24 protein-coding genes and 1 tRNA gene are annotated in these 20,780 nt (G+C 67.6%); 7 read left to right on the top strand and 18 right to left on the bottom strand.

Going from position 1 to position 20,780, the window contains the following annotated elements; translation table 11 throughout:
- Positions 1-157 precede the first annotated feature (157 nt).
- From EAH76_RS11215 to EAH76_RS11195, 5 genes are all read left to right on the top strand, one after another.
- Positions 158-820 carry a hypothetical protein gene (locus EAH76_RS11215; RefSeq protein ID WP_241659640.1) on the top strand — a complete coding sequence of 221 codons (663 nt, stop codon included), beginning with the start codon at positions 158-160 and terminating at the stop codon, positions 818-820.
- 66 nt (positions 821-886) lie between these two features.
- Positions 887-963: transfer RNA gene (locus tag EAH76_RS11210), tRNA-Pro, on the top strand.
- 68 nt (positions 964-1,031) lie between these two features.
- On the top strand, positions 1,032-1,613 hold the full coding sequence (locus EAH76_RS11205) for a hemerythrin domain-containing protein (protein WP_140850255.1): 582 nt from the start codon (positions 1,032-1,034) through the stop codon (positions 1,611-1,613).
- A 47-nt stretch (positions 1,614-1,660) separates the two neighbouring features.
- Positions 1,661-3,130: a sensor domain-containing diguanylate cyclase gene (locus tag EAH76_RS11200; RefSeq protein ID WP_241659639.1), complete on the top strand. Its 1,470-nt coding sequence runs from the start codon at positions 1,661-1,663 to the stop codon at positions 3,128-3,130.
- A 111-nt stretch (positions 3,131-3,241) separates the two neighbouring features.
- Positions 3,242-3,499 carry a hypothetical protein gene (locus EAH76_RS11195; protein WP_133186153.1) on the top strand — a complete coding sequence of 86 codons (258 nt, stop codon included), beginning with the start codon at positions 3,242-3,244 and terminating at the stop codon, positions 3,497-3,499.
- 13 nt (positions 3,500-3,512) lie between these two features.
- On the opposite strand, the gene EAH76_RS11190 is transcribed toward EAH76_RS11195, so the two are convergent.
- From EAH76_RS11190 to EAH76_RS11165, 6 genes are all read right to left on the bottom strand, one after another.
- Positions 3,513-3,734 carry a hypothetical protein gene (locus tag EAH76_RS11190; protein ID WP_140850254.1) on the bottom strand — a complete coding sequence of 74 codons (222 nt, stop codon included), beginning with the start codon at positions 3,732-3,734 and terminating at the stop codon, positions 3,513-3,515.
- Entirely contained in the window at positions 3,731-4,411 is a 681-nt protein-coding gene (locus tag EAH76_RS11185; RefSeq protein WP_140850253.1) for an HAD-IA family hydrolase, read from the bottom strand. Before EAH76_RS11185 ends, EAH76_RS11190 begins: the two co-directional genes overlap by 4 nt.
- Before the next feature lie 4 nt (positions 4,412-4,415).
- Positions 4,416-5,027, bottom strand: coding sequence for an FMN-binding negative transcriptional regulator (locus EAH76_RS11180; RefSeq protein WP_140850252.1), 612 nt, complete (start codon positions 5,025-5,027; stop codon positions 4,416-4,418).
- Positions 5,028-5,043: 16 nt separating this feature from the next.
- The gene (locus EAH76_RS11175; protein ID WP_140850251.1) at positions 5,044-6,165 is read right to left on the bottom strand and encodes an RluA family pseudouridine synthase; all 1,122 of its coding nucleotides are present in this window, start codon (positions 6,163-6,165) and stop codon (positions 5,044-5,046) included.
- Positions 6,162-6,536: a fluoride efflux transporter CrcB gene (gene crcB, locus EAH76_RS11170; RefSeq protein ID WP_140850250.1), complete on the bottom strand. Its 375-nt coding sequence runs from the start codon at positions 6,534-6,536 to the stop codon at positions 6,162-6,164. The genes EAH76_RS11175 and crcB overlap by 4 nt, the downstream gene beginning before the upstream one ends.
- 105 nt (positions 6,537-6,641) lie before the next feature.
- Positions 6,642-7,421, bottom strand: coding sequence for a hypothetical protein (locus EAH76_RS11165; RefSeq protein ID WP_140850249.1), 780 nt, complete (start codon positions 7,419-7,421; stop codon positions 6,642-6,644).
- 124 nt (positions 7,422-7,545) lie between these two features.
- On the opposite strand from EAH76_RS11165, the gene EAH76_RS11160 reads away from it, so the two are divergent.
- A complete protein-coding gene (locus tag EAH76_RS11160; protein WP_140850248.1) occupies positions 7,546-7,776 on the top strand; it encodes a hypothetical protein in 231 nt (76 codons plus the stop codon).
- 55 nt (positions 7,777-7,831) lie between these two features.
- On the opposite strand, the gene EAH76_RS11155 is transcribed toward EAH76_RS11160, so the two are convergent.
- The 8 genes from EAH76_RS11155 to EAH76_RS11120 form a co-directional block, all read right to left on the bottom strand.
- On the bottom strand, positions 7,832-8,377 hold the full coding sequence (locus tag EAH76_RS11155; protein ID WP_140850247.1) for a glycine zipper 2TM domain-containing protein: 546 nt from the start codon (positions 8,375-8,377) through the stop codon (positions 7,832-7,834).
- A 108-nt stretch (positions 8,378-8,485) separates the two neighbouring features.
- Positions 8,486-8,914 carry an OsmC family protein gene (locus EAH76_RS11150; RefSeq protein WP_140850246.1) on the bottom strand — a complete coding sequence of 143 codons (429 nt, stop codon included), beginning with the start codon at positions 8,912-8,914 and terminating at the stop codon, positions 8,486-8,488.
- Between the two features lie 72 nt (positions 8,915-8,986).
- A complete protein-coding gene (locus EAH76_RS11145) occupies positions 8,987-9,307 on the bottom strand; it encodes a glycine zipper 2TM domain-containing protein (RefSeq protein ID WP_140850245.1) in 321 nt (106 codons plus the stop codon).
- A 769-nt stretch (positions 9,308-10,076) separates the two neighbouring features.
- Positions 10,077-11,012, bottom strand: a complete 936-nt coding sequence (locus EAH76_RS11140; RefSeq protein WP_140850244.1) for a bifunctional riboflavin kinase/FAD synthetase — start codon at positions 11,010-11,012, stop codon at positions 10,077-10,079.
- A gap of 33 nt (positions 11,013-11,045) precedes the next feature.
- Entirely contained in the window at positions 11,046-12,212 is a 1,167-nt protein-coding gene (locus tag EAH76_RS11135; protein WP_140850243.1) for a dipeptidase, read from the bottom strand.
- 100 nt (positions 12,213-12,312) lie between these two features.
- The gene (locus EAH76_RS11130; RefSeq protein ID WP_140850473.1) at positions 12,313-12,783 is read right to left on the bottom strand and encodes a dihydrofolate reductase; all 471 of its coding nucleotides are present in this window, start codon (positions 12,781-12,783) and stop codon (positions 12,313-12,315) included.
- Between the two features lie 52 nt (positions 12,784-12,835).
- Entirely contained in the window at positions 12,836-13,354 is a 519-nt protein-coding gene (locus EAH76_RS11125; protein ID WP_140850242.1) for a hemerythrin domain-containing protein, read from the bottom strand.
- A gap of 58 nt (positions 13,355-13,412) precedes the next feature.
- Complete coding sequence (locus EAH76_RS11120) at positions 13,413-14,207, bottom strand: thymidylate synthase (protein WP_140850241.1); 795 nt, start codon at positions 14,205-14,207, stop codon at positions 13,413-13,415.
- On the opposite strand from EAH76_RS11120, the gene EAH76_RS11115 reads away from it, so the two are divergent.
- Positions 14,206-14,724: a JAB domain-containing protein gene (locus tag EAH76_RS11115; RefSeq protein ID WP_241659638.1), complete on the top strand. Its 519-nt coding sequence runs from the start codon at positions 14,206-14,208 to the stop codon at positions 14,722-14,724. The genes EAH76_RS11120 and EAH76_RS11115 overlap by 2 nt on opposite strands.
- On the opposite strand, the gene EAH76_RS11110 is transcribed toward EAH76_RS11115, so the two are convergent.
- The 4 genes from EAH76_RS11110 to EAH76_RS11095 form a co-directional block, all read right to left on the bottom strand.
- Complete coding sequence (locus tag EAH76_RS11110) at positions 14,719-15,480, bottom strand: class I SAM-dependent methyltransferase (RefSeq protein WP_140850240.1); 762 nt, start codon at positions 15,478-15,480, stop codon at positions 14,719-14,721. The two genes, EAH76_RS11115 and EAH76_RS11110, sit on opposite strands and share 6 nt — an antisense overlap.
- Positions 15,480-16,607 carry a peptide chain release factor 2 gene (prfB, locus tag EAH76_RS11105; RefSeq protein WP_140850239.1) on the bottom strand — a complete coding sequence of 376 codons (1,128 nt, stop codon included), beginning with the start codon at positions 16,605-16,607 and terminating at the stop codon, positions 15,480-15,482. Before prfB ends, EAH76_RS11110 begins: the two co-directional genes overlap by 1 nt.
- 123 nt (positions 16,608-16,730) lie before the next feature.
- Positions 16,731-19,274: a penicillin-binding protein 1A gene (locus tag EAH76_RS11100; protein ID WP_140850238.1), complete on the bottom strand. Its 2,544-nt coding sequence runs from the start codon at positions 19,272-19,274 to the stop codon at positions 16,731-16,733.
- Positions 19,275-19,458: 184 nt separating this feature from the next.
- Complete coding sequence (locus EAH76_RS11095) at positions 19,459-20,673, bottom strand: N-acetylmuramoyl-L-alanine amidase (protein WP_140850471.1); 1,215 nt, start codon at positions 20,671-20,673, stop codon at positions 19,459-19,461.
- Positions 20,674-20,780 lie beyond the last annotated feature (107 nt).

Below are 20,780 nucleotides of genomic sequence, written 5' to 3'. Positions count from 1 at the left end.
CGCAACGCTCTCTCGTGCGGCCAGCTCCGTGGGGGCGGTGCGCGGGGCCGCCGCTACGGTCCGCCGGCGGCGCAAAGCAACGGGTTGATTGCGCGCCGAAACATCGTACCCTTTCGGTCCTTCCCGTTGAGTAGCGAAGCCCATGATGAAATTCTTCATGCCCTTGGCCCTCTGTCTTGCGACCGCGCCGGGCCTCGCGCAGGCCGAGAGCGGGCGCGACATGCTGATCCAAACTGCCTTCGTCGTCCGCGATCGCAGCGTCGCGTTGACCCAGCTCGCCGGCATCGAGGCGGCGGCGTCGTCGACCCTGGCCAAGACGCCGGGCGACAGCGAAGCCCTGCTGTCGCGCGCAATGGCGACGAGCTACCACGCCAAACTGACGCGCAGCCGTAGCGAAGCGCTCTCGGCCAAGGCGCAATTCGAGGCGCTGGTGGCGAAGAACCCGCGCGATGCCGAAGCGCTGGCCGCCCTCGGGGCGTGGCATCTGAGCGCGGTCAAGGCGCTCGGTGCGTTGGTCGCGCGCGGCGGGCTCGGCGCGCGCAAGGCGGTCGGGCTCGACGCGATCGACCGCGCGCTCGCCGCCGGCGGCGACCGTGCGCTGTTCCCTGGAATCGCGGGCCTGTTGCGGCTCGCGATCGATCCGGGCGACGCGCGCGGCGTCGCTTTGATCGGCCAGGCGGCGCGCGCCGGGGCAGTGACGCCGGTCGACCGCCTGATCCAGCGCCGCGCGGCGCAGCTCGAACTCGTGGTCAAGGGCGGCGATGCCAAACTGATCCAGGCGCTCGCCAATCGCCTGCTGCCGCTCGGCCAGTTCGGCTGACCGACAGAAGGCGCGCGAAGGCGCTTGCATCCGCGCGCAGGTCGTCCTAGACGCGCCTCCCTCGGTCGGGGCGTAGCGCAGCCTGGTAGCGCATCACACTGGGGGTGTGGGGGTCGCAGGTTCGAATCCTGTCGCCCCGACCAGAGATTTCCCCCCTTAGCCCGCGTGCCGGGCGCTTGACGCGGACAGCGCGTCGCCCGAGAGCCACGCAATGTCGCTTTCTCCACCTGCACTCCTGCTGCCCGACCGCATCGGGTTGCCCGATGTCATCGCCTATCTGCGCGCGGCGTACCCGGCGCCGGGATGGCCCGCCCACCGCAATTATGGCGAGCTCACCGCCTTCTGGCTGCACGTTCACGCCAGCCTGCGCGAGCAGGCGCAGCGGCTCGATCGAATCACCGCCGACTTTCGCGAAGGGCGCAGCACGCCTGGCGCGTTCCAAAGTGCGGTCGTGCCCGCGCTCAACCACTTCCTGCAGCATCTGAACGGGCATCACGGGATCGAGGACCAGGCCTATTTCCCCAAATTCCGCGCGCTCGATTCGCGCATGGCGGCGGGCTTCGACGTGCTCGAAAGCGATCATCGGATCATCCATGAAAGCCTCGAAGCGACGGTCGAGAAGGCGCGCGCGATGCTGCACGCGCTCGGCACGCCGGGCGACTCGCGCGCGGCGGTCGATGGCTATGCCGAAACCAGCCAGCGGCTGTTCGCGCTGCTCGGCCGGCATCTGTCCGACGAGGAAGACGTGGTCATCCCCGCGATGCTCGAACATGGCGAGCGCCGCGTCAGCTGAGGCGGGGCGATAGCGGTTCTTTAACCGGCCGAATCCTATCATAGGCTATGACCAAGTTGGATTTGGCCGCTGGCATCCTCGCACAGACCGGGGAGTCGCGGCGTCTCGAAGTGCTCGATGGCCTGGAGATCCTCGACACCCCGCCCGAAGCGGAGTTCGAGACGATCATCGCCTGTGCGCAGCGTCTGTTCGGCACCAAGATCGCCTTGCTCTCGCTGGTCGGCGAGGATCGCCAATGGTTCAAGGCGCGGCGCGGCCTGGCAGCGTGCGAGACGCCGCGGACACAATCCTTCTGCGCGCATGCGATCCGCGACGGCGGCTTGCTCGTCGTGCCCGATGCGACTCGCGACCCGCGCTTCGCCGACAATCCGTTGGTGCTGGGCGAGCCGAATATCCGGTTCTACGCCGGCGTCCCGATCCATGCGCGCGATCCGGTGGACCCCCGAACGGCGTATGCCATGGGGACGGTGTGCATCATCGATGACCATCCCCGCACGCTGAGCGCCGAGGAAGCGACCTTGCTGGGCGAGCTCGGCCAGCTCGCCGAATCGCTCCTGTCTGCGCGCGCGCTCGCCGCCCGCGCGATCGCCATAGCGGACGCGCGCGGCGCCGCGTTGCAGCGCCTCGACATCACGCATCGCCAGTTCCGCCAGGCCGAGCGGATGGCCGATATCGGATCGTGGCGGCTGACGCTTGCCGACAATTGTGCCGAATGGTCCGAGCAGATCTATGCGATCCACGGGCTGCCGCCGGGCGTCAAACCCGCGCTCGACGACGCGCTCGCTTTCTATCCGCCAGCGGCGCGTGCCCAGGTCGTCGATGGGCTGGCGCGGACGATCGCGACGGGCGATCCGTTCGCGCTCGAGACCGACTTCATCACCGCGCAGGGCAATGTCCGGCGAATCCGGTCGATGGGCGAGCTCGAGGTGCGCGATGGCCAGCCTGTCGCGGTGATCGGCGTGATGCAGGACATCACCGCGCGGTACCGGATGGAGCAGCAATTGCGCCACAGTGCGCGTCGCGACGATCTCACCGGCCTCGCCAACCGCGCCTATTTCAACGAGGTGCTCGACGATGCGCTGGGGGCCGCGCGGCGGGAGGGCACGCGGCTCGCGCTCGCCTTGATCGATCTCGATCACTTCAAGGCGGTCAACGACACGCAGGGGCATCTCGCCGGCGACGCGGTGTTGCGGCAGGTGGCGACCTGCCTCGGCGCCGACTATCTCGCGGGAACCTTCGCGGCGCGGCTCGGCGGCGACGAGTTCGTCCTGCTGATCACGCGCGATGCGGCGTTGCGGGATCTGGCGGGACTGCTCGAACGGCTGGTCGGCGATATGCGCACGCTCGGCGCGGAGGGTTGCGGGGGATGCACCGTGTCGGCGACGATCGGTGCTGCCTGGCTCGACTGCGACGTGCGCGATCGCAGCGACCTGCTGCATCGCGCTGATCTCGCGCTGTACGACGCCAAGCGCGCCTGCCGCGGGACGGTCCATGTCTATCGGCGCGGTGCGGCGTAGCGGTCGCGCAAGGGATGGCGGGAGCGTCGTGCCATGGCGTAAGGGACGCGATGGCAGGAGAGTTCCGATGATCGTCAATCGCGCTAGTGCGCCCCGCGCGACGGCCTAGCGGTGGCCAAGAAGCGCTACCTCACCGCGACCCTGCCCGATGGCTATGTCAAGACGATCGGGCCGACGAGCACGGCGTTCACGCATTACTGGCGGATCGTCGCGCTGCTTGCCAATGGCAAGAGCGAGGTGTTCTGGGGGCATACCAAGTCGCTTGCGGAGGCCAAGCGCAAGAAATCGGCGCTCGCCGAGGCAGCGGCACAGCGCGGCTGGAAGAGCCATGTCTTCGAGATTGCCGAGCTGGTCGAGACGCAGCCCTGAGGCGGTTTGCGCGTCAGGCCTCGGGCGGGGTGCGCCAGCGGCGCGCCAATGATCGCGGGACGATCGCGATCATCAGCAGCGCCAAGAGCACCAGCGCGGTGCCGATCACCTTGGGCAGCGTCGCCTCGGCGCGCGCGATCAGGATCAGCCCGAGGATCGCGCCCGCAGCCCCTGCCAGGCGCGTGCCCGTTATCAGGAAATAGCGATTGCGCGCGGTCGTGTCGGGATCGGTCACGCGATCGGCTCCTGCATGAGGGTCGGCAACGCCGGCACGGCCTCGGCGATGGCATGCGCACCGGCGGCGGTCAGCTCGTCGGTCGGGTGATAGCCCCATGCCACGCCGAGCGCGCGCACGCCCGCGGCGCGCGCCATCAGCATGTCGAAGCTGGTGTCGCCGATCATCACCGTCGTTGCCGGCACCGCGCCGGCATCGGCCATCGCGGTCTCGATCATCGAGGGATGCGGTTTCGAGGGGTGGCGATCGGCGGTCTGCAGCGTGACGAAGCGCGCGGCGATCCCGTGATGCGCGAGGATATGCGCGAGGCCACGGTCGGACTTGCCGGTGGCGACGCCGAGCACCCAGCCGTCCGCCGCGAGCGTATCGAGCACGTCGATGATGCCATCGTACAGCGGCTCCTCCGCCATCGCGCCCGAAGTGCGCAGGCGGAAGAAGGCGTCCTTGTAATCCTGCGCCAGGCTGCGGTGCAGCGCGTCTTCACCGCCCGGCAGCAGCGTCTGCATCGCCTCGACCAGGCTCAGCCCGACGATCCGGCGGATCGCGGCGCGCGACGGCGCGGCGATCTGCGCGATGCCGAAGGCTTCCTCGACCGAGCGACAGATATTGTCCTGGCTGTCGACCAGCGTGCCGTCGCAATCGAACAGTGCGAGGCGGTTGGGGAGGGGGTTCGGCATCGGTCTAACTCCGCATCCCGGGGTTGCGCATCCAATAGGCGATCCCGCGCCGTCCGGCCGCCTCGACACCCTCCGCCGCCGACAGCCGCGCCGCCTCGGGCTTGTTCTGCCCGAGCTTGCGCGTGCCGCGCCAGCCTTGCACCTCGAGCGTGAAGCCGACGATCCCGCGCGTCATCTGCTCGAACACGGAAGGGGTCATCTTCGCGCGCGTCCAGGCGGGCTTGGGGGCGAGCCGTGCCTCCTGTTCGGCCGAGAGCTGGTCGAGCTGTGCGACCAGTCCCGCCTGATCCATCCGACGCATCCGGCCCTCGAGCTCGACCGCGACGTAATTCCACGTCGGGACCTGCTCGTTGCCGAGATCGTACCAGTCGGGGCTGATATAGCCGTCAGGCCCTTGCGCGACGAACAGCCCGGTCGCGCCATCGAGATGCTTGGTGATGCCATTGCCGCGCGAGACATGGAGCGCGAGGGTGGTCTCATCGAGCCACACCACCGGCAGATGGACCACGCGCGGCCCGTCGGGCGTCGCGGCGAACAGCGTCCCGAAACCAAGCTCGCGCACCAGATCGCGCATCGCCGCGCGATCTTCCCAGCGGAAGGTCGAATCGGGGTGCATCAGCCGCGCGCGGCGCTTACGTCGCCGCGCCGCGGCGGCGGCGCTCGCCCTTGCGGTCCTTGCGCATCGTCTTGTTGTGCTGGCGCGCCTGCTGCTTCTTGACCGCGCGGCTTGGGGGTGGCGGCTCCTCGAGCGGCATGGTGTTGCCGAGCATCTCGTCGAAACCGAGCTGCTTGAGGCTCTCGGCGAAATGCGTCGGCAGTTCGGCCTGGACGTCGATCTGCCCGCCATCGGGGTGATCGATGCGGATGCGGCGCGAATGCAGATGCATTTTGCGGCTGATGTTGCCCGTCAGGAACGCGGCCTGACCGCCATACTTCCCGTCGCCGACGATCGGATGGCCGATCGCCGCGAGATGGACTCGCAGCTGGTGCGTGCGCCCGGTGTACGGGATCAGCTCGACCCAGGCGGTGGTCGTCCCCGCCATCTCGATCACGCGGTAGCGCGTACGAGCCGGGCTGCCCTCCTTCTCGTCGACGTGCATCTTCTCGCCGCCCGAGCCGGGCTGCTTGCCGATCGGCAGTTCGATCGTGCCGTCCTCGATCGAGGGAACACCGACGACGAGCGCCCAATAGGTCTTCCGCGCGGTGCGCGACGAGAAGGATTTCGACAGGAACCCCGCCGCGCGCGCGGTGCGGGCGATGACGAGCGCGCCCGACGTATCCTTGTCGAGACGGTGGACGAGCTTGGGGCGACCCTCGAGATCGTCCTGCAGCGCGTCGAGCAAGCCGTCGACATGCTCGATCGTCTTGGTCCCGCCCTGCGTCGCGAGGCCTGGCGGCTTGTTGAGCACGATCACCTGCGCGTCGCGGTGGATCACCATTTCGCGCGCGAAGGTCATTTCGTCGTCGCTGAGCGGCGGGCGCTCGCGCTTGACGGGGGCATCGACGCGGACCGGCTCGGCCGGGGGCACGCGGATCGACTGGCCGGCGACGACATGATCGCCGGGCTTGGCGCGCGCGCCGTCGATGCGCAGCTGGCCGGTGCGCGCCCATTTGGCGACCGTGGTGAAGCTGGTGTCGGGCAGATGCCGCTTGAACCAGCGGTCGAGCCGGATGCCGTCATCGTCGGCGCCGACGTTGAACTGGCGGACGTCGGAAGTCGCCTTGGTGGTGGCGGTGGTGGGAGCCTTGCTCATGCCGACACCCGCGTCAGCGAAAGGCCGAGGAACACCGCGACGATCGAACCGACCACCGAGGCGAGCGTGTAGCCGAGCGCGGTTGCCATGTCGCCGCGCTGCGCCAAGGTGACGACGTCGAGTGCGAAGGTCGAAAAGGTGGTGAAGCCGCCGAGCACGCCGACGCCGAGAAGCAGGTGCCAGCTCTCGCTGGCGGCGTGGCGGGCGAGGATTCCGGCGAGCAGCCCCATCGCGAAACCGCCGACGATATTCACGGTCAGCGTGCCAAAGGGATAATCGGGGCCGAAGCGCGCGAGCGTGGCGTGTCCGACGAGGAAACGCGCGGCGGAACCGAGCGCGCCGCCCGCCATGACGAGGATGAGATGATACATGCTGCGTCCGTTAGCGCGAATCGCACGCAATGAGAACCTCGCGCGCGAAAGCGCTTATTTTGCGCGAGTGCTTATGCCTCCCCCGGTTCGCGGGGCAGGAATTGCCTAGCGCCCGTTATTCGCCACCATATCGACATCGGTCCCGCCGTCGCGGCGGCTGGTGAGGTAGAGCACATAGGCTCCGCCATCGCGCTGCCGCGTCCCGCCGAGCGTATGTTCGGCGCCGTCGGACTGATGATCGGCGCTGAAGCCGGCATTGGTGACGCGGGTATAATACCAGTCGATCACCGTCTTGAGCGACGCGTTGGTCGCGAAGCTGACTGCGCGCAGATGGCAGGCACCGGTCTCCGCGCCGGCCGCTTCGACGACGCGCGCGGCCGGATAGAGCGGCACGTCGGCAGGCACGCGGTCGGCCCAGCTGGCCGAATAGCGCATTGCGCCGGCGCAACCGCTGGTGCGCTTGTCGCTCTGGCCGGCGGCGAGTGCGCCGAGCGTCAGCGAATCGCGGGCCACCTGGCAATTGGGGCAGGTCTTCGAAGTGGGGGCGGGGGCCTGCTTGGCGCGCTGGCTCACCGCGGCGCCGTCGGTCCCGGCGGCGCTGCCCGCGCTCTGCGCGATCGTCACCGGCGGGACGCCGCCCGAATAGGGCTGGGCCGGGGGGCGGACGCTGTTCGCGTTCGAACGCTGCGCGAGCGACGGATCGACCATGATCTGATCATGTAGCGCTGCGGTCATCGCCGGGTCGCTGCTGTTCGGGGCGGCGGCGCCGGCATCGACCAGTTCGTTGTCGAGCGTGTCGAGATCGCGCTCGCCCTCGCGCTTGCCGCATGCGGCCAACGCCAATGGCAGTATCACGACGCTCAGCAAGACCCGGCTACGACCCATCGACGTCCACGCTCCCCCATCCACCCAGCGCTATGGCGCGTGCGCGGTTAATAATCGGTTCTGCATAGCATAGCCGCCGATCCGTGGCTTGCGCACGCATCTTATCTTGGTTCATGGTCCGGATATGGGACTCATCGTCAATCTGATTTCGATCTTCGTCGGGCTCGTCGCCTTACCGGTGGCGCTCGTCGGCCTGGTGCCGTTCTTCGGCCTCGCCAATTATCTCGCGATCCCGCTCGCGATCGTCGGCGCGGCGATCGGGATGCTGTCGGGGTATCGCTCGGGGCGCAACTTCAACCTGTTCGTGCTCGTCGTCGCGGTAATCCGCCTGATCCTCGGCGGCGGCCTGCTCTGACACCAAAAGGCCCGACGCTTTCACGCCGGGCCCTTCGTTCAGCTGCGTGTCGCGCTTAGCGGCACTGTACCTGGCCGCGATCGACCGACTGGCCGAGCAGCGCGCCCGCACCGCCGCCGATCAACGTGCCCAGCGTGCGCGATCCGCCGCTCGCGAGCGAATTACCGAGCAGGCCACCTGCCAGACCGCCGATGATCAGGCCGGTCGTCCCGTCGCTGCGGCGGCAGTAATACCGGTTGTCGCCACCACGATAGATGCGGTCGTTGCGACCCAGGCGGCGCGGCTGGTAGTAGCTGCCGTCGCGATAGTAGCGGTCGGCGAGATACGTACGCTGGCCTGGCTCGAACCGATTATAATCATAGCCGCGATACTGCTGCCAATTGCGCTGACGTGCGTCCTGGAGGCGGTCCTGGCGCCAGTCCTGACGCGCGTCCTGGCGATAATCGCGGCGGTCGTCGCGGCGGTCAGCGCGGTCGTCGCGACGGTCACCGCGATCATCGCCGCGCTGATCCTGCCGGTCGCCACGATAATCCTGGGCGGTAGCGGGGATCGCGGAAAGCGAGGTCGCGGCCATCACCGCGGCGAGAAAAAACTTGCGCATGTCGAATGCTCCTTGAGGCAATCCGTGCTGGATTACAGGTAGAACGGTACGCGCAGGCAGAGGTTGCGTGAACGGAAAACTACAGTCCGTTCACGCCCCCGCAAGCGTTTAGCCGTTGAGACTGTGCGTCAGCGTCACTTCGGCCTTCAGCACTTTGGAAACCGGGCAATTTTCTTTTGCATCCAAGGCGATCGTCTCGAATTGCTCGGGCGAAATGCCTTCGATCGTCGCCTTCAGGTCGAGCGCGGACTTGGTGATGGTGAAGCCATCGCCATCCTTGTCGATCGTCACCTTGGCGGTCGTTTCGAGCTTGCCGTCGCTGAAACCGGCACCGGCGAGCGCGAAGCTCAGCGCCATGGTGAAGCAGCTCGCATGCGCGGCCGCGATCAATTCCTCGGGGTTGGTGCCCGCGCCGTTTTCGAAACGGCTGTTGAAGCCGTATTGCGTGTCGGACAGCACGCCCGATTGCGTCGAGACATGGCCTTTGCCGTCCTTGCCAAGGCCATCATAGCTGGCCGATCCGCTGCGAGTCGTCATGGGGTCTTCTCCAAAAGATAAGGCGCGGACCGTTGCCGATCCGCGCCTGTGCTATACGCCGTATGCGACGCCTTAGTTGCAGCGGCGATCCGCGGTGCTGGCGCGATCGAGCGCGCGGCCGCCGAAGGCTCCGGCGACACCGCCGAGCACCGTGCCGAGCGTCTTGTCACCGCGCCCCGCGATCGAATTGCCGAGGAGTGCGCCACCGACACCGCCGACGAGCAGCCCGGTCGTGCCATCCGAATGGCGGCAATAGCGGCGACCATCGCGGCCCTCATAAACGCGCGGCTGATAATGATGGCGCTCGCGCGCTTCGGCGTGCGTCGCGGGGGCGACCATCGTTGCGGGGATGGTGACGGCGGCGGCGCTGAGCGCGAGGATCAAGGTACGCATTGGTAAGGCTCCCATGGAATGCGTTATGCTCTGGATGAATTCCAAAGAGGTAACGATGGGCGTTTTAGTCAGGTTGCATGAACCTGAAACAACCTCGCGTTCAGGAAGTCGAAGGCTGCCGATATCGCCGGGAAAGACAGTGCTGATCTGTCCACGATATCCACACTATTCACAGCCCGTCGACAGCATTTGCCGGCTTGGTGCGACTCGCAAGTCGTGAGAGCCTCTCGACTGTAGGCAAACGATGGCGTGACAGGAAACTGGCGGGACATCAGGCGCTTATGTCGCGAAGCTGGCCATGGTGCCTTTCGGAAACCAGGTCGGTGTCGCGGCGGAGGAACGGTGACGGCAAATCCACGAGCCCGCGCGCAAGCTCGGCCGTGGTGCGCCGGACACGGGCTTCCAAAGGTATCGCGAACCGCCTTTTCTTCGGAATGACGCGAAGCGATGCCGGTATCGGACGACGCGGCAGTCCCCTTTTCGGAGGGAAGCGGCCTCGATCCAAGATGCCGAAAGCAGGGCGGTCACGGCAACGCGACCGCGATGCTGGCCACCAGGGTCACGGGTACCACGGCGCGAAAGCACCGACCCGACCCTGGCGACCGAACGTAAGACCTGGCGTCGCTCGCGGCGCGGGGTGGCGCGAGCCGCCGAAACCGGATGGCGCGGGTGGCGTTCCCAGGGGCGCGCCGAGCGGATCGAGGTCCGGCGACAGGGGTCGGCAGCAATGCCGGCCCCTTTTGTCTTGGTCGATCTCGCGGCAAACGCCTTAGCGGCGCTCGTTCGCCAGGATCTGGCGCGCGCGGGCGCAATCCGAATCCATCTGCGCGGTCAGCGCATCGAGCGTGTCGAACTTCGCCTCGGGGCGAAGATAGTCGATCAGCTCGACTTCGATCGGCTGGCCGTACAAATCCTCCGAAAAGTCGAAGAAATACGGCTCGAGCAATTCCTTGGGGGGATCGAAGCTCGGCCGGATGCCGAGGTTCGCCGCGCCGTCGAGCACGCGCCCATCGGCCAGCCGCCCGCGGGCGGCATAGATGCCATAGGCCGGCCGCAGGTATTTCCCCATGTCGAGATTGGCGGTGGGATAGCCGATCGTCCGGCCGAGCTTGTCGCCATGCTGCACCGTGCCCGCCACGGTGAAGGGCCGCGTCAGCAGCTTGGCCGCGCCGCGCGGGTCGCCCGCCTTGAGCAGGTCGCGGATCCGGCTCGACGACACGGGAATCCCGTCGAGCGACACCGCACCGACCGTCTCGACCGCGAAGTCATTCTCTATGCCGAGCGTGGCGAGCACAGCGACATTGCCGCTCTTGGCCTTGCCGAAAGTGAAATCCTCGCCCGTCACCACGCCACCGACGCCGATCTTGTCGATCAGCCGATCGCCGACGAATTCGGTCGCGGTCAACGCCGCCAGCGCTGCATCGAAGCCGAAGACGATCATCGCATCGGCGCCCGCCGCGGCGAACAAGCGCTCGCGCTGGTCGAGCGTGGTCAGGCGGAAGGGCTCGCTGTCGGGCTGAAAATGCCGCACCGGATGCGGATCGAAAGTCGCGACCAGCGCCGGCCGCCCCTCGGCGCGCGCGCGCGCGACGGCACGCCCGACCACGGCCTGATGCCCCAGGTGAAATCCATCGAAATTGCCGAGCGCGACGATGCCGGCGCGCATCGCCGCCGGAACCGCCGAGCCGCCGTCGAGCCGCTGCATGCCACCGGCTATACGGACGGCTTTGCGCGCGCGCTAGGGGGCGGGCGCGATCCCGGCGCGAACGACCCGGAGCACATTGCCGCCCATCACCTTGGCGATATCGGCGTCGCTGAAGCCGCGGTCGATCAGCGCTTGTGTGACGGCGGCAAGCTGGCTCGCGTCGAAGCCCGTCGTCACCGCGCCGTCGAAATCGGAACCGAGCCCGACATGGTCGATCCCGACCAGATCGCGGACATGCGCGATCGCGGCGGCCGCCGCCGCGGGTTTGGTCGAGCAGATCGCGGCATCCCAATAGCCGATGCCGATCACGCCGCCGGTGCGCGCGATGCCGCGGATCTCGTCGTCGGTCAGGTTGCGGTTGACCTTGCACGTCGCCTGCACCCCACCGTGGCTCGCGACGATCGGGCGGTGCGCCATGGCGATGACCTCGGCGATCGTCCCGTGGCTCGAATGTGCGACATCGACGATCATGCCGAGCGCTTCCATCCGCCGCACGACCTGCCGCCCGAGCGGGGTGAGTCCGCGCTTCGCTTCGCCGTGCATCGAGCCGGAGATCTCGTTATCGAAGAAATGCGCGAGCCCCGCCATGCGGAAGCCGGCGGCGTGGAGCGTGTCGAGATTAGCGAGCTTGCCCTCGAGATCCTGCAGCCCCTCGATCGACAGCATCCCGCCAACGACCTTCTGGCCGCGCGCGCGGTCGCCGAGCAGGTGGTCGAGCTCGGCGGGGGTGCGGATCACGCGCAACTGGCCATTCGAGGCGGCGGCATAGCGATCGAGCTTTTGCGCGTGCCACAGCGAGCGCTGCAGCAGCGACGTCCAGGTGCGCGGCGGCTGGAGGTCGGCGATGGCGAGCGCGGTGATATTGTCGCTGTCGGCGCCGTTAGAATCGTAATTCTGGTGTTTCGGCGTCTTGGTCACCGACGAGAAGATCTGCAGCGCGTAATTGCCCGCGAGCAGTCGCGGCAGGTCGATCTGCCCGCGGTCGGCGCGGGCGAGCAGACTGCGCTGCCACAGCAGCGTATCGGCGTGCATGTCGGCGATCTGCAGCGTGGCGTGCAGCGCGTGGGCGCGCGGGCTGATGGTGAGCGCGACGGGTTCGACTTCGTTCATCGATCGCTCGACGATGCCGGGGGCGAGCGTGAAAAAGGCGATCAGGCCGAGCACGATCAGCACCGCTACCCCAGCCAGGACCTTGCGCATCTTGCTCTCCCCGTCGTGCCGGCCCTTTGCGGCAGGGGCTGCCGCGTCCGGTCAGCGACCGGTATGCGGGATCGTCGGGGCCGCGACAAGGCGGCCGCCGTCAGCTCCTGATGAGCGTCACGAAGGCGTAGGCTGGACGCGCGCCCTCGGCCGGGTGGGATTCTCGGGCGACTTCCTGCCAGCCAGCAAAGGCCGGGACCACGGCATCACCGGCGGGGCTGACATGCACCTCGGTCAGCTCGATGGAATCGGCGCGGGGCAGCAGCAGCGCGAAAATCTCGGCGCCGCCGATCACCGCGACATCGCCATCGCCCGCCAGCGTGAGCGCTGCATCGACCGAATGGGCTACCTCCGCGCCCTCCGCCGCCCAGGCCGGATCGCGCGTCAGCACGATGTGGCGGCGCCCCGGCAACGGCGCGGGAAAGCTCTCGAAGGTCTTGCGGCCCATCACCATCGGCTTGCCCATCGTCAGCGCCTTGAAGCGATTGAGATCGGCGGGGAGGTGCCACGGCAATTTGCCATCGACACCGATGACGCCATTGTCGGCGCGCGCGAGATACAGCGTGATCATCCCGCCGTCATGCCCGCACGCGCCGCCAATGGCGAGAGGGTCGCTCACGCCCTCAGTCGGGCGCGTGGTCCTTGACCCACTTCTTCGGGTCCTTGTCGACCGCCTTGACGCCCGTCAGATGCTCGGCCTCGAAGGTCGCGAACTTGACGCCGAGATCGTGGCGTTCCTGCAGCGTCGCGTTGAGGCGGAAGTCGGTCAGGCCCTGGCGTTCTTCCTCCGCCATGTGATCGCTGTTCGCCTTGTTGCATTCGCCGAGCGCCTCGAACCAGGCCTTGCTGCCGACCTTTTCCTTGTCGACCGCGGCGGCGGTGTCGCGGATGTCGTTATGATCCTCGATCGCGTCCTCGGTCTCCTCGGCTGCCGAATCGGCGTCGTTGCCGCCTTCGCCGACCTGCATCAGGCGCGGATAGAAGAAGCGCTCCTCGGCCTCGGCATGCGAATCGAGCAGCGCGTGCAGACGGTTCCACAAAGCCGACAGCGCGCCGGTGTCCTTGGGATCGATCTGTTCGATCTGGGCGAACAGCGCGCGCTGCTGGCCATGTTCGTCGAGGATGAGTTGCGTGATGTCCATGATCGGCCCCTGAAAGAAATTCAGGAGCTAAGCGCGCACGACGCCGCGCGGTTCCGTGTCAGACCGCGACGGTCGCCTTGATGTGCGGTTGCGCGACATAATCGTGCAGCACGAAATCTTCGTACGCATAGCCATCGATCGCATCCGCCTTGCGCAGGATTTCGAGCCGCGGCGGCGCGCCGGGGGTGCGCGAAAGCTGTTCGCGCGCCTGGTCGAGGTGGTTCGAATAGAGGTGGCAATCGCCGCCGGTCCAGATGAACTCGCCGGGCTCGAGCCCGCATTGCTGCGCGAGCAGCATCGTCAGCAGCGCATAGCTCGCGATGTTGAAGGGCACGCCGAGGAAGATGTCGGCGCTGCGCTGATAGAGCTGGAGCGAGAGCTTGCCGTTCGCGACATGCGTCTGGAACAGGCAGTGGCACGGCGCGAGCGCCATCGCGTGGAGATCGCCCGGGTTCCATGCGCTGACGATCTGGCGGCGCGAGGCGGGGTTGGTCTTGATCTGGTCGATCAGCTCGGCGATCTGGTCGATGTGGCGGCCGTCCGCCGTCTCCCAGTCGCGCCATTGCTTGCCGTAAACCGGGCCGAGATCGCCCTTCTCGTCGGCCCATTCGTCCCAGATGCTGACTTTCCGCTCGCGCAGCCACTCGACATTGGTGTCGCCGCGCAGGAACCACAGCAATTCGATCACGATCGAGCGCAGGTGCAGCTTCTTGGTGGTGAGCAGCGGGAAACCATCGGCCAGGTCGAAGCGCATCTGGTGGCCGAAGACGGAGAGCGTCCCCGTGCCGGTGCGGTCCATCTGGGGGGTGCCGTGGTCGAGCACGCGGCGCATCAGGTCGAGATAGGCTTGCATGCCGAGCGGTCTAGCGTGCCGCGGCCGCCGCGCCAACCGTTGCGCCGTTTCGGAGTCGCTTTGGCTGGCGCGGCGCACGGTGGTTGCGCAGACCGGTGCCATGGCGACCGCGCTTTCCGATCCGCTTGCCGATCCGGCCGATGTCGCGGCCGCGGACCTGCCCGACGGCGTGCTCGCCTTGTTTCGACCGATTGCTGCGGCGGCGCGCGAGGTGGCGATGTTCGGCTATTTCGATCCGGAATGGCGGCTTCTCGGGATGCGGCAGCTGCGCGCCGGGTCGGTCGACGCGGTGACGATCCCGCTTCGCGCCATCCTCACCGATGCGCTCGCGTTCGATTGCGCGCTGGTGGTGATGGCACACAACCATCCGAGCGGCGATCCGACGCCGAGCGACGCCGATTACCGGCTTACCCGCCGCGTGGCGCAGGCGCTGCAGTTCATCGAGGTCGTGTTGTTCGACCATCTGGTGATCGCTGCGCACGGCTATTGCAGTTTTCGCGCGCGCGGTCTGTTATGAAGCGCCGTGCAGCCGGCAGGCCTTGATCGCATCCGGCTCGGGGCGTGCGCCGGTCGCGCGGAAGGCGGCGAGATAGCCGCCCGCCGAGGGCATGTCGTAGGTCGCGACTTCGCTATAGCCGACCGCGGCGAACTCGCATTTGAGCAGCGCGGGCGGGGTGCCGTGATTCTGCGTCGGGCGATTGGCGTCGACGACGATCGCGAGCCCGTCGGGCTTGAGCGAGGGACGCATCCGCCACAGGAATTCGTAGGGCTGCTCGATCTCGTGATACATATGAACCATCAGGATCCGGTCGAAGCTGGCGGCCGGCAGCCGCGGGTCGTTCGGCGCGCCGAGCCGAACGCTGACCGTCTCGAGATGCTCGCGCGCGACGCGCAAGGCGAGCGCATCGCGGACATCGGCGACGATGTCTTCGGCCAGCACACGGCCTTCCTTGCCGACGCGGTTGGCGAGGCGGATCGTGTAATAGCCCTCGCCCGCGCCGATATCGGCGACGGTCATGCCGGGCTTGATCCCGGCCTTGGCCATCACTTCGCCCGCTTCATTGAGCCGATCGCGATCCTCCTCGGTCGACCAGCGCGCCGAGACGATCGCCGCGACCGGGCGGTCGGCGGCGGGGAAGGGGCCGACCTTCGGGCTGCGATCGGGGACGGTCGCCGAACCGCCGTCGCACGCGGCGAGGGCGAGCAGCGCCACCCCCGCAAGAGCGGCCTTCCCCCGTCTCGCCGGGGCTGCAGAGACGGCGGAGTCGCGCATTACTCGACGTCCTCGACCTCGACCGTCTCGCCGGTCACGCGCTGCGAGAGGGCGGCGGCCATGAACGCCTCGAGGTCGCCATCGAGCACGTCGGACGGGCTCGACGAGGTGACGCCGGTGCGCAGGTCCTTCACCATCTGATACGGCTGGAGCACGTAGGAGCGGATCTGGTGGCCCCAGCCGATGTCGGTCTTGCCGGCATTCTCGGCATTGGCGGCAGCTTCGCGGATCGCCAGTTCGCGCTCGTACAGCCGCGCGCGGAGCTGGTTGTAGGCCTCGGCCTTGTTCTTGTGCTGGCTGCGCTGGTTCTGGCACTGGACGACGATGCCGGTCGGGATGTGCGTGATGCGCACCGCCGAATCGGTCGTGTTGATGTGCTGCCCGCCGGCTCCGCTCGCGCGATAGGTGTCGATGCGCAGGTCGCTCTCGTTATATTCGACCTCGATATTGTCGTCGACGACCGGATAGACCCACACGCTCGCGAACGAGGTGTGGCGGCGCGCGGCGCTGTCATACGGGCTGATGCGGACCAGGCGGTGGACGCCGCTCTCGGTCTTGGCATAGCCGTAGGCGTTCTCGCCCTTGAGCAGCAACGTGGCCGACTTGATCCCGGCCTGCTCGCCCGAATGCTGGTCGATCAGCTCGACCTTCAAACCGTGGCGTTCGCCCCAGCGCGAATACATCCGGCTGAGCATCCCCGCCCAATCCTGGCTCTCGGTCCCGCCGGCACCGGCATTGACCTCGATATAGGTGTCGTTGCCATCGGCCTCGCCCGCGAGCAGCGCCTTGACCTTGTCCTTGTCGGCACGCGCGGCGAGATCGGCGAGCGCGGAGACACCCTCGGCCTCCATCTCGGTGTCGCCTTCGGCCTCGGCCATCTCGATCAGCTCGGCGGTGTCGTTGAGCTCGCTCTCGATCGCGCGCGTCGCGGTGATCGCCTCTTCGAGCCGGCGACGCTCGCGCATCACCGCCTGGGCGGCCTTCGGATCGTTCCACAGCGCCTGATCCTCGACGCGCGCGTTGAGCTCGTCGAGCCGGCGCAGCGCGCGGTCCCAGTCGAGGAAGCGGCGGAGCAGCGCGAGCGCGTCCTTGATCGAATCGATATGAGCCTGCGCTTCAGCGCGCATGGGGTTACTCCAGACTTGAATTCGTCGCCCCGGCGAAGGCCGGGGCCGCTATATAGGATGCAAGACGCCAATTGTCCCGCGACAACCGGGCGGCCCCGGCCTTCGCCGGGGCGACGCACATGGCTAGTAGATGCCGCCCTGCTTTTGCAAGAAATCGCTGTCCTTGCGCGCCTCGCTCTGCGCCTGCGTCGCCGCCCGCGCACGTGCCGCCGCTGCGGCTGCGGCGGTTGCCGCTGCCGCCGGGTCTGGGAAAATCGTGCCGCGATGGATCACGCGGCGCGGCTCGCTCTCGGGCTTGAACGCTTCCCAGATCACCGATGCCTTGGGGTCGTCGGTTGGCCAGGCGCCGAACACCGGCTTGCCGCTCTGCCGATCGATGCGGACCATGCGGATGCCGGCGGGCGCGCGGAACGGCAGCTTGTCCATCCCCTCATACGCTTTCACCGCGAACGCCTTGAAGATCGGCGCGGCGAGCGTGCCGCCCTGCGCGCCGCCACCGAGCGAATGTGGCGTGTCATAGCCGATATACAGCCCGCCGATCATCTGCGGCGTGCCGCCGATGAACCACACGTCGGTCGGGCCGGTATTGGTGCCGGTCTTGCCGAACATCGGCCGGTCGAGATCGCGAAGGACGGTCGCGGTGCCGCGCTGGATCACGCCCTCGGCGATATGGACCATCTGGTAGGCGCTCATCGCATCGACGATCTGCTTGCCGCCGGCGACCGGGCGCGGCATCGGCCGCCCGTTCCAGTCGGGCGCATTGCAACGGTCGCAGGCGTGCCAATTTTCGGGCCAGACTACCTTGCCGTGGCGATCCTGGACGAAATCGATCAGCGACGACGGATGCGAGCGGCCCTGATTGGCGAGGATCGCATAGGCATTGACCATCCGCGACACCGTCGTCTCGCCCGCGCCGAGCGCGAAGGAAAGGTAGGGCGGATATTTGCCGACGCCGATCCGGTCCATCAGCGACACGACATGCGGCATGCCCGTGGTGGCGGCGGCGCGCACCGTCATCAGGTTGCGCGACTGCTCGACGCCCCAGCGCATCGTGTGCCCGCCCGAGCCGCCGACGCCACCGAAATTCCGGAAGCATTTCTGCCCGAGCCGTGCGCCCTGATAGACGCAGAACGGCCCATCGACGATGATCGAGGCGGGGGTCATCCCGCCCTCAAGCGCGGCGGCATAGACGATCGGCTTGATCGTCGACCCCGGCTGGCGCATCGCCTGCGTCGCGCGGTTGAACGCCTGTACGCGGAAATCGAACCCGCCCTGCATCGCCAGCACGCGGCCGGTCTGCGGCTGCTCGACAACGAACGCGCCCGAGATCTTGGGCACCGAGCGCAAGGCGAACTCGCCGCCGCTGGGGGCGACCGCGATGATGTCGCCCGCCTTCATCGCGGCGAACGCGGTGCCGCCGCCGCCACGTACCGGCATCTGCGCGGCGAAGCGGGGGAGGGTGCCCGTGCTGCCGTCGGAGAAGCCCAATTGTGCCGCGCTCTCGTCGCGCGCGATCACGATCGCGGCGCGCCAATCGTCATAGTCGAGCCCGATATTGGTGTTGAGCAACGCGCCCTGCCACCGGTCATCGGTAATCTCGGCATGGCCGATCGGCCCCGACCAGCCGCGGCCCTGGTCGAAGCGCAGCAACCCCTGGCGCAAGGCGGTCTGCGCGTAGTCCTGCATCTTCTCGTCGAGCGAGGTGCGCACCCACAGCCCGCCCGAATAGACGCTGTACGGACCCGCGCGCTCGTCCTCGCCAAACTTGTCGATCAGCTGGCGGCGGACTTCCTCGACGAAATAGCCCGATCCCGCGGTCTCGGTCTTGGGCGTCTGGCGCGGGACGGTTCCGAGCGGCTCTGCGCTTGCGGCATCGTGCTGCGCCTGGGTGATGAAGCCGTTCTTGAGCATCTCGCGCAGCACATAGGCGCGGCGGCCGAGCGCACGGTCGGGATGGCGGATCGGATCGTAGTTCGACGGGCCCTTGGGCAGGATCGCGAGATACGCCATCTGCGCGAGATCGAGCTGGGTCAGGTCCTTGCCGAAATAGGCATAGCTTGCCGCCTCGACGCCGAACGCGTTGCGGCCGAGCGCGATCTGGTTGAGGTAGAGTTCGAGGATCTGCGGCTTGGTCAGCGTGTCCTCGATCCGGTAGGCGAGGATCGCCTCCTTGATCTTGCGCGCATAGCTCGTCTCGTTGCCGATCAGCAGGTTCTTGGCGACCTGCTGCGTGATGGTCGAGGCGCCCGCCGGGCGCTTGTGGCTCGTCAGATTGTTGACCGCCGCGCTCGCGATGCCGAGATAATCGACGCCGTGATGCTCGAAGAAGTTCTTGTCCTCGGCGGCAAGGAACGCGCGCACGAGCAGCGGCGGATATTCGGCGTAGCTGAGTTCAACGCGGCGCTCGCGTGCGTAAGAGTGGATCGGCATGCCGTCGATGTCGCGCACGTTGGTCGGCAGCGGCGGCTCATAGGTGCGCAACTTGTCGACCGAGGGCAGCCCCGCGGCGAAGGCGAAATAGAACACCGTCGCCCCGATCGCGCCGAGCACGCCGAGCGCGGCGAGCGTCTTGACCCACCAGCGGCCCCAGACACGCTGGACGACGCCGGCGAACCCGTCGAGCTCGCGACGAATCCGGAATTGCACGCTGTTTTCGGGTTCGGCCATATCGGGGTGAGGCTCTAGCAAGTTTCTCTAGGCTTGCCAGCCGCCTTAGTCCCTCTCCCTTTGGGAGAGGGAAGGAGGAGTGAAGCGACGGGAGGGTGAGGCCAGTGAGTAACGGAGGCTGCCCTCACCCTCCCACTCGACTGCGTCGAGCGGGCCCCACCCTCTCCCGTTGGGAGAGGGAGGTTTAGTCCTTCGACGCCATCCGGCGTGCGAAATGGACCTCGACCGCGCGCTCGATGCTCTGCGCGATCTTGTGGCGGCCGTCGGCGCTGTCGATGAAATCGGCGTCGTGCGGGTTCGAGATATAGCCCGTCTCGAACAGGATCGAGGGCATGTCGGGCGCTTTTAGCACCATCAGCGACGCCATGCGGTGGAAATTGGGCTTGAGCGGCATCAGCGGCTGCGCCTCGCGGCCGAGCAGCCGGGCGAAGCTTGCCGAGGCGTTCATCGTCTCGCGCTGCGTCAGGTCGATCAGGATCGACGAGATGTCGGCCGAGGTCGAGGCGAGATTCACGCCCGCGATGATGTCGGCCTTGTTCTCGCGCGCCGCGAGCCGCGCCGATTCCTTATCCGAGGCGATTTCGGACAGCGTATAGACCGACGCGCCGCTGGCATTGCCCGAGCCGACGCTGTCGCAATGGATCGAGATGAACAGATCGCCGCGCAGCCGCCGTGCGATCCCGAAGCGCTCCTGCAGCACGAGGAACCGATCGTCGTCGCGCGTCAGCGCAACGCGCACGCGGCCCGACCTGAGCAGTTCGTCGCGGATCGCCTTGGCGATCTTGAGCGTCACGTCCTTCTCGCGCCGCCCGTCGATCGGCGAGATCGCGCCGGGATCGACCCCGCCATGCCCGGCATCGATCACCACCAACGGACGGTTGTCATCGTCGCCATAGATTCGCGGCAGGCCCGGGCTGCGCCGCGCGGGCGGGATCGGGACGCTGACCTGATAGGCGCTGGTATCGACCGCCTGGGCGAGCCCCATGCCGAACGGCGGCAGGAAATGCATCCGGCGCTCGTTTGCCGCCCGCGCGAAGGTCGCATCATCGACGGTGCGCAGTTCGAGCGTCAACTGCCGCCCGTCGCGGCCGAATTTGCCTTCGGTGATCAGCGTCGGCCGCGCGAGGTCGAACACGATCCGCACGCCGTCGGTGCCGCGTGGCGCGAGCCGCATCGCCGAGATCGCGCCGCCACTGGTCAGCGCGCCGCCCGGCCGCGCACCCTTGAGATCGAGCGCGATCCGCTGCGGCTGGCCGAGAATAAAGCTCGACGCATCGCCGATCGGCTGGTCGAAGCGCAGGACGATCCGGTCGTGCTTCACCTCGACGCGTTCGATCGACGCCGCCCACCCGGGGGCGCCGGCGAACCAGCAGGCCAGCAATGCAAGGAGGAACGACACCGCCTTGTAATGCAGCCGGATCGCGGGGCCGGTAAAGCGAAAAGGCGTGCGCTGCCCGGTCTGGGCGCGGTGACGGAGAAGGGCGGAAGCGGCGATCATGTCGCTTG

The sequence above is a fragment of the Sphingomonas glacialis genome, assembly GCF_006439055.1.
Lineage (GTDB): Bacteria > Pseudomonadota > Alphaproteobacteria > Sphingomonadales > Sphingomonadaceae > Sphingomonas > Sphingomonas glacialis_A.
This window is presented reverse-complemented; position numbering and strand designations above follow the sequence as displayed.

Coding starts and splice junctions, on each gene's coding strand:
- EAH76_RS11205 (WP_140850255.1), top strand. CDS start 1,032: ATGTCGCTTTCTCCACCTGCACTCCTGCTGCCCGACCGCATCGGGTTG.
- crcB (WP_140850250.1), bottom strand. CDS start 6,536: ATGTATCATCTCATCCTCGTCATGGCGGGCGGCGCGCTCGGTTCCGCC.
- EAH76_RS11135 (WP_140850243.1), bottom strand. CDS start 12,212: ATGCGCAAGGTCCTGGCTGGGGTAGCGGTGCTGATCGTGCTCGGCCTG.
- EAH76_RS11175 (WP_140850251.1), bottom strand. CDS start 6,165: ATGAGCAAGGCTCCCACCACCGCCACCACCAAGGCGACTTCCGACGTC.
- EAH76_RS11165 (WP_140850249.1), bottom strand. CDS start 7,421: ATGGGTCGTAGCCGGGTCTTGCTGAGCGTCGTGATACTGCCATTGGCG.
- EAH76_RS11155 (WP_140850247.1), bottom strand. CDS start 8,377: ATGCGCAAGTTTTTTCTCGCCGCGGTGATGGCCGCGACCTCGCTTTCC.
- EAH76_RS11145 (WP_140850245.1), bottom strand. CDS start 9,307: ATGCGTACCTTGATCCTCGCGCTCAGCGCCGCCGCCGTCACCATCCCC.
- EAH76_RS11200 (WP_241659639.1), top strand. CDS start 1,661: ATGACCAAGTTGGATTTGGCCGCTGGCATCCTCGCACAGACCGGGGAG.
- EAH76_RS11110 (WP_140850240.1), bottom strand. CDS start 15,480: ATGCGCGACTCCGCCGTCTCTGCAGCCCCGGCGAGACGGGGGAAGGCC.
- EAH76_RS11215 (WP_241659640.1), top strand. CDS start 158: ATGCCCTTGGCCCTCTGTCTTGCGACCGCGCCGGGCCTCGCGCAGGCC.
- prfB (WP_140850239.1), bottom strand. CDS start 16,607: ATGCGCGCTGAAGCGCAGGCTCATATCGATTCGATCAAGGACGCGCTC.
- EAH76_RS11115 (WP_241659638.1), top strand. CDS start 14,206: ATGCCGAGCGGTCTAGCGTGCCGCGGCCGCCGCGCCAACCGTTGCGCC.
- EAH76_RS11120 (WP_140850241.1), bottom strand. CDS start 14,207: ATGCAAGCCTATCTCGACCTGATGCGCCGCGTGCTCGACCACGGCACC.
- EAH76_RS11185 (WP_140850253.1), bottom strand. CDS start 4,411: ATGCCGAACCCCCTCCCCAACCGCCTCGCACTGTTCGATTGCGACGGC.
- EAH76_RS11130 (WP_140850473.1), bottom strand. CDS start 12,783: ATGATCACGCTGTATCTCGCGCGCGCCGACAATGGCGTCATCGGTGTC.
- EAH76_RS11160 (WP_140850248.1), top strand. CDS start 7,546: ATGGGACTCATCGTCAATCTGATTTCGATCTTCGTCGGGCTCGTCGCC.
- EAH76_RS11140 (WP_140850244.1), bottom strand. CDS start 11,012: ATGCAGCGGCTCGACGGCGGCTCGGCGGTTCCGGCGGCGATGCGCGCC.
- EAH76_RS11100 (WP_140850238.1), bottom strand. CDS start 19,274: ATGGCCGAACCCGAAAACAGCGTGCAATTCCGGATTCGTCGCGAGCTC.
- EAH76_RS11180 (WP_140850252.1), bottom strand. CDS start 5,027: ATGCACCCCGATTCGACCTTCCGCTGGGAAGATCGCGCGGCGATGCGC.
- EAH76_RS11150 (WP_140850246.1), bottom strand. CDS start 8,914: ATGACGACTCGCAGCGGATCGGCCAGCTATGATGGCCTTGGCAAGGAC.
- EAH76_RS11125 (WP_140850242.1), bottom strand. CDS start 13,354: ATGGACATCACGCAACTCATCCTCGACGAACATGGCCAGCAGCGCGCG.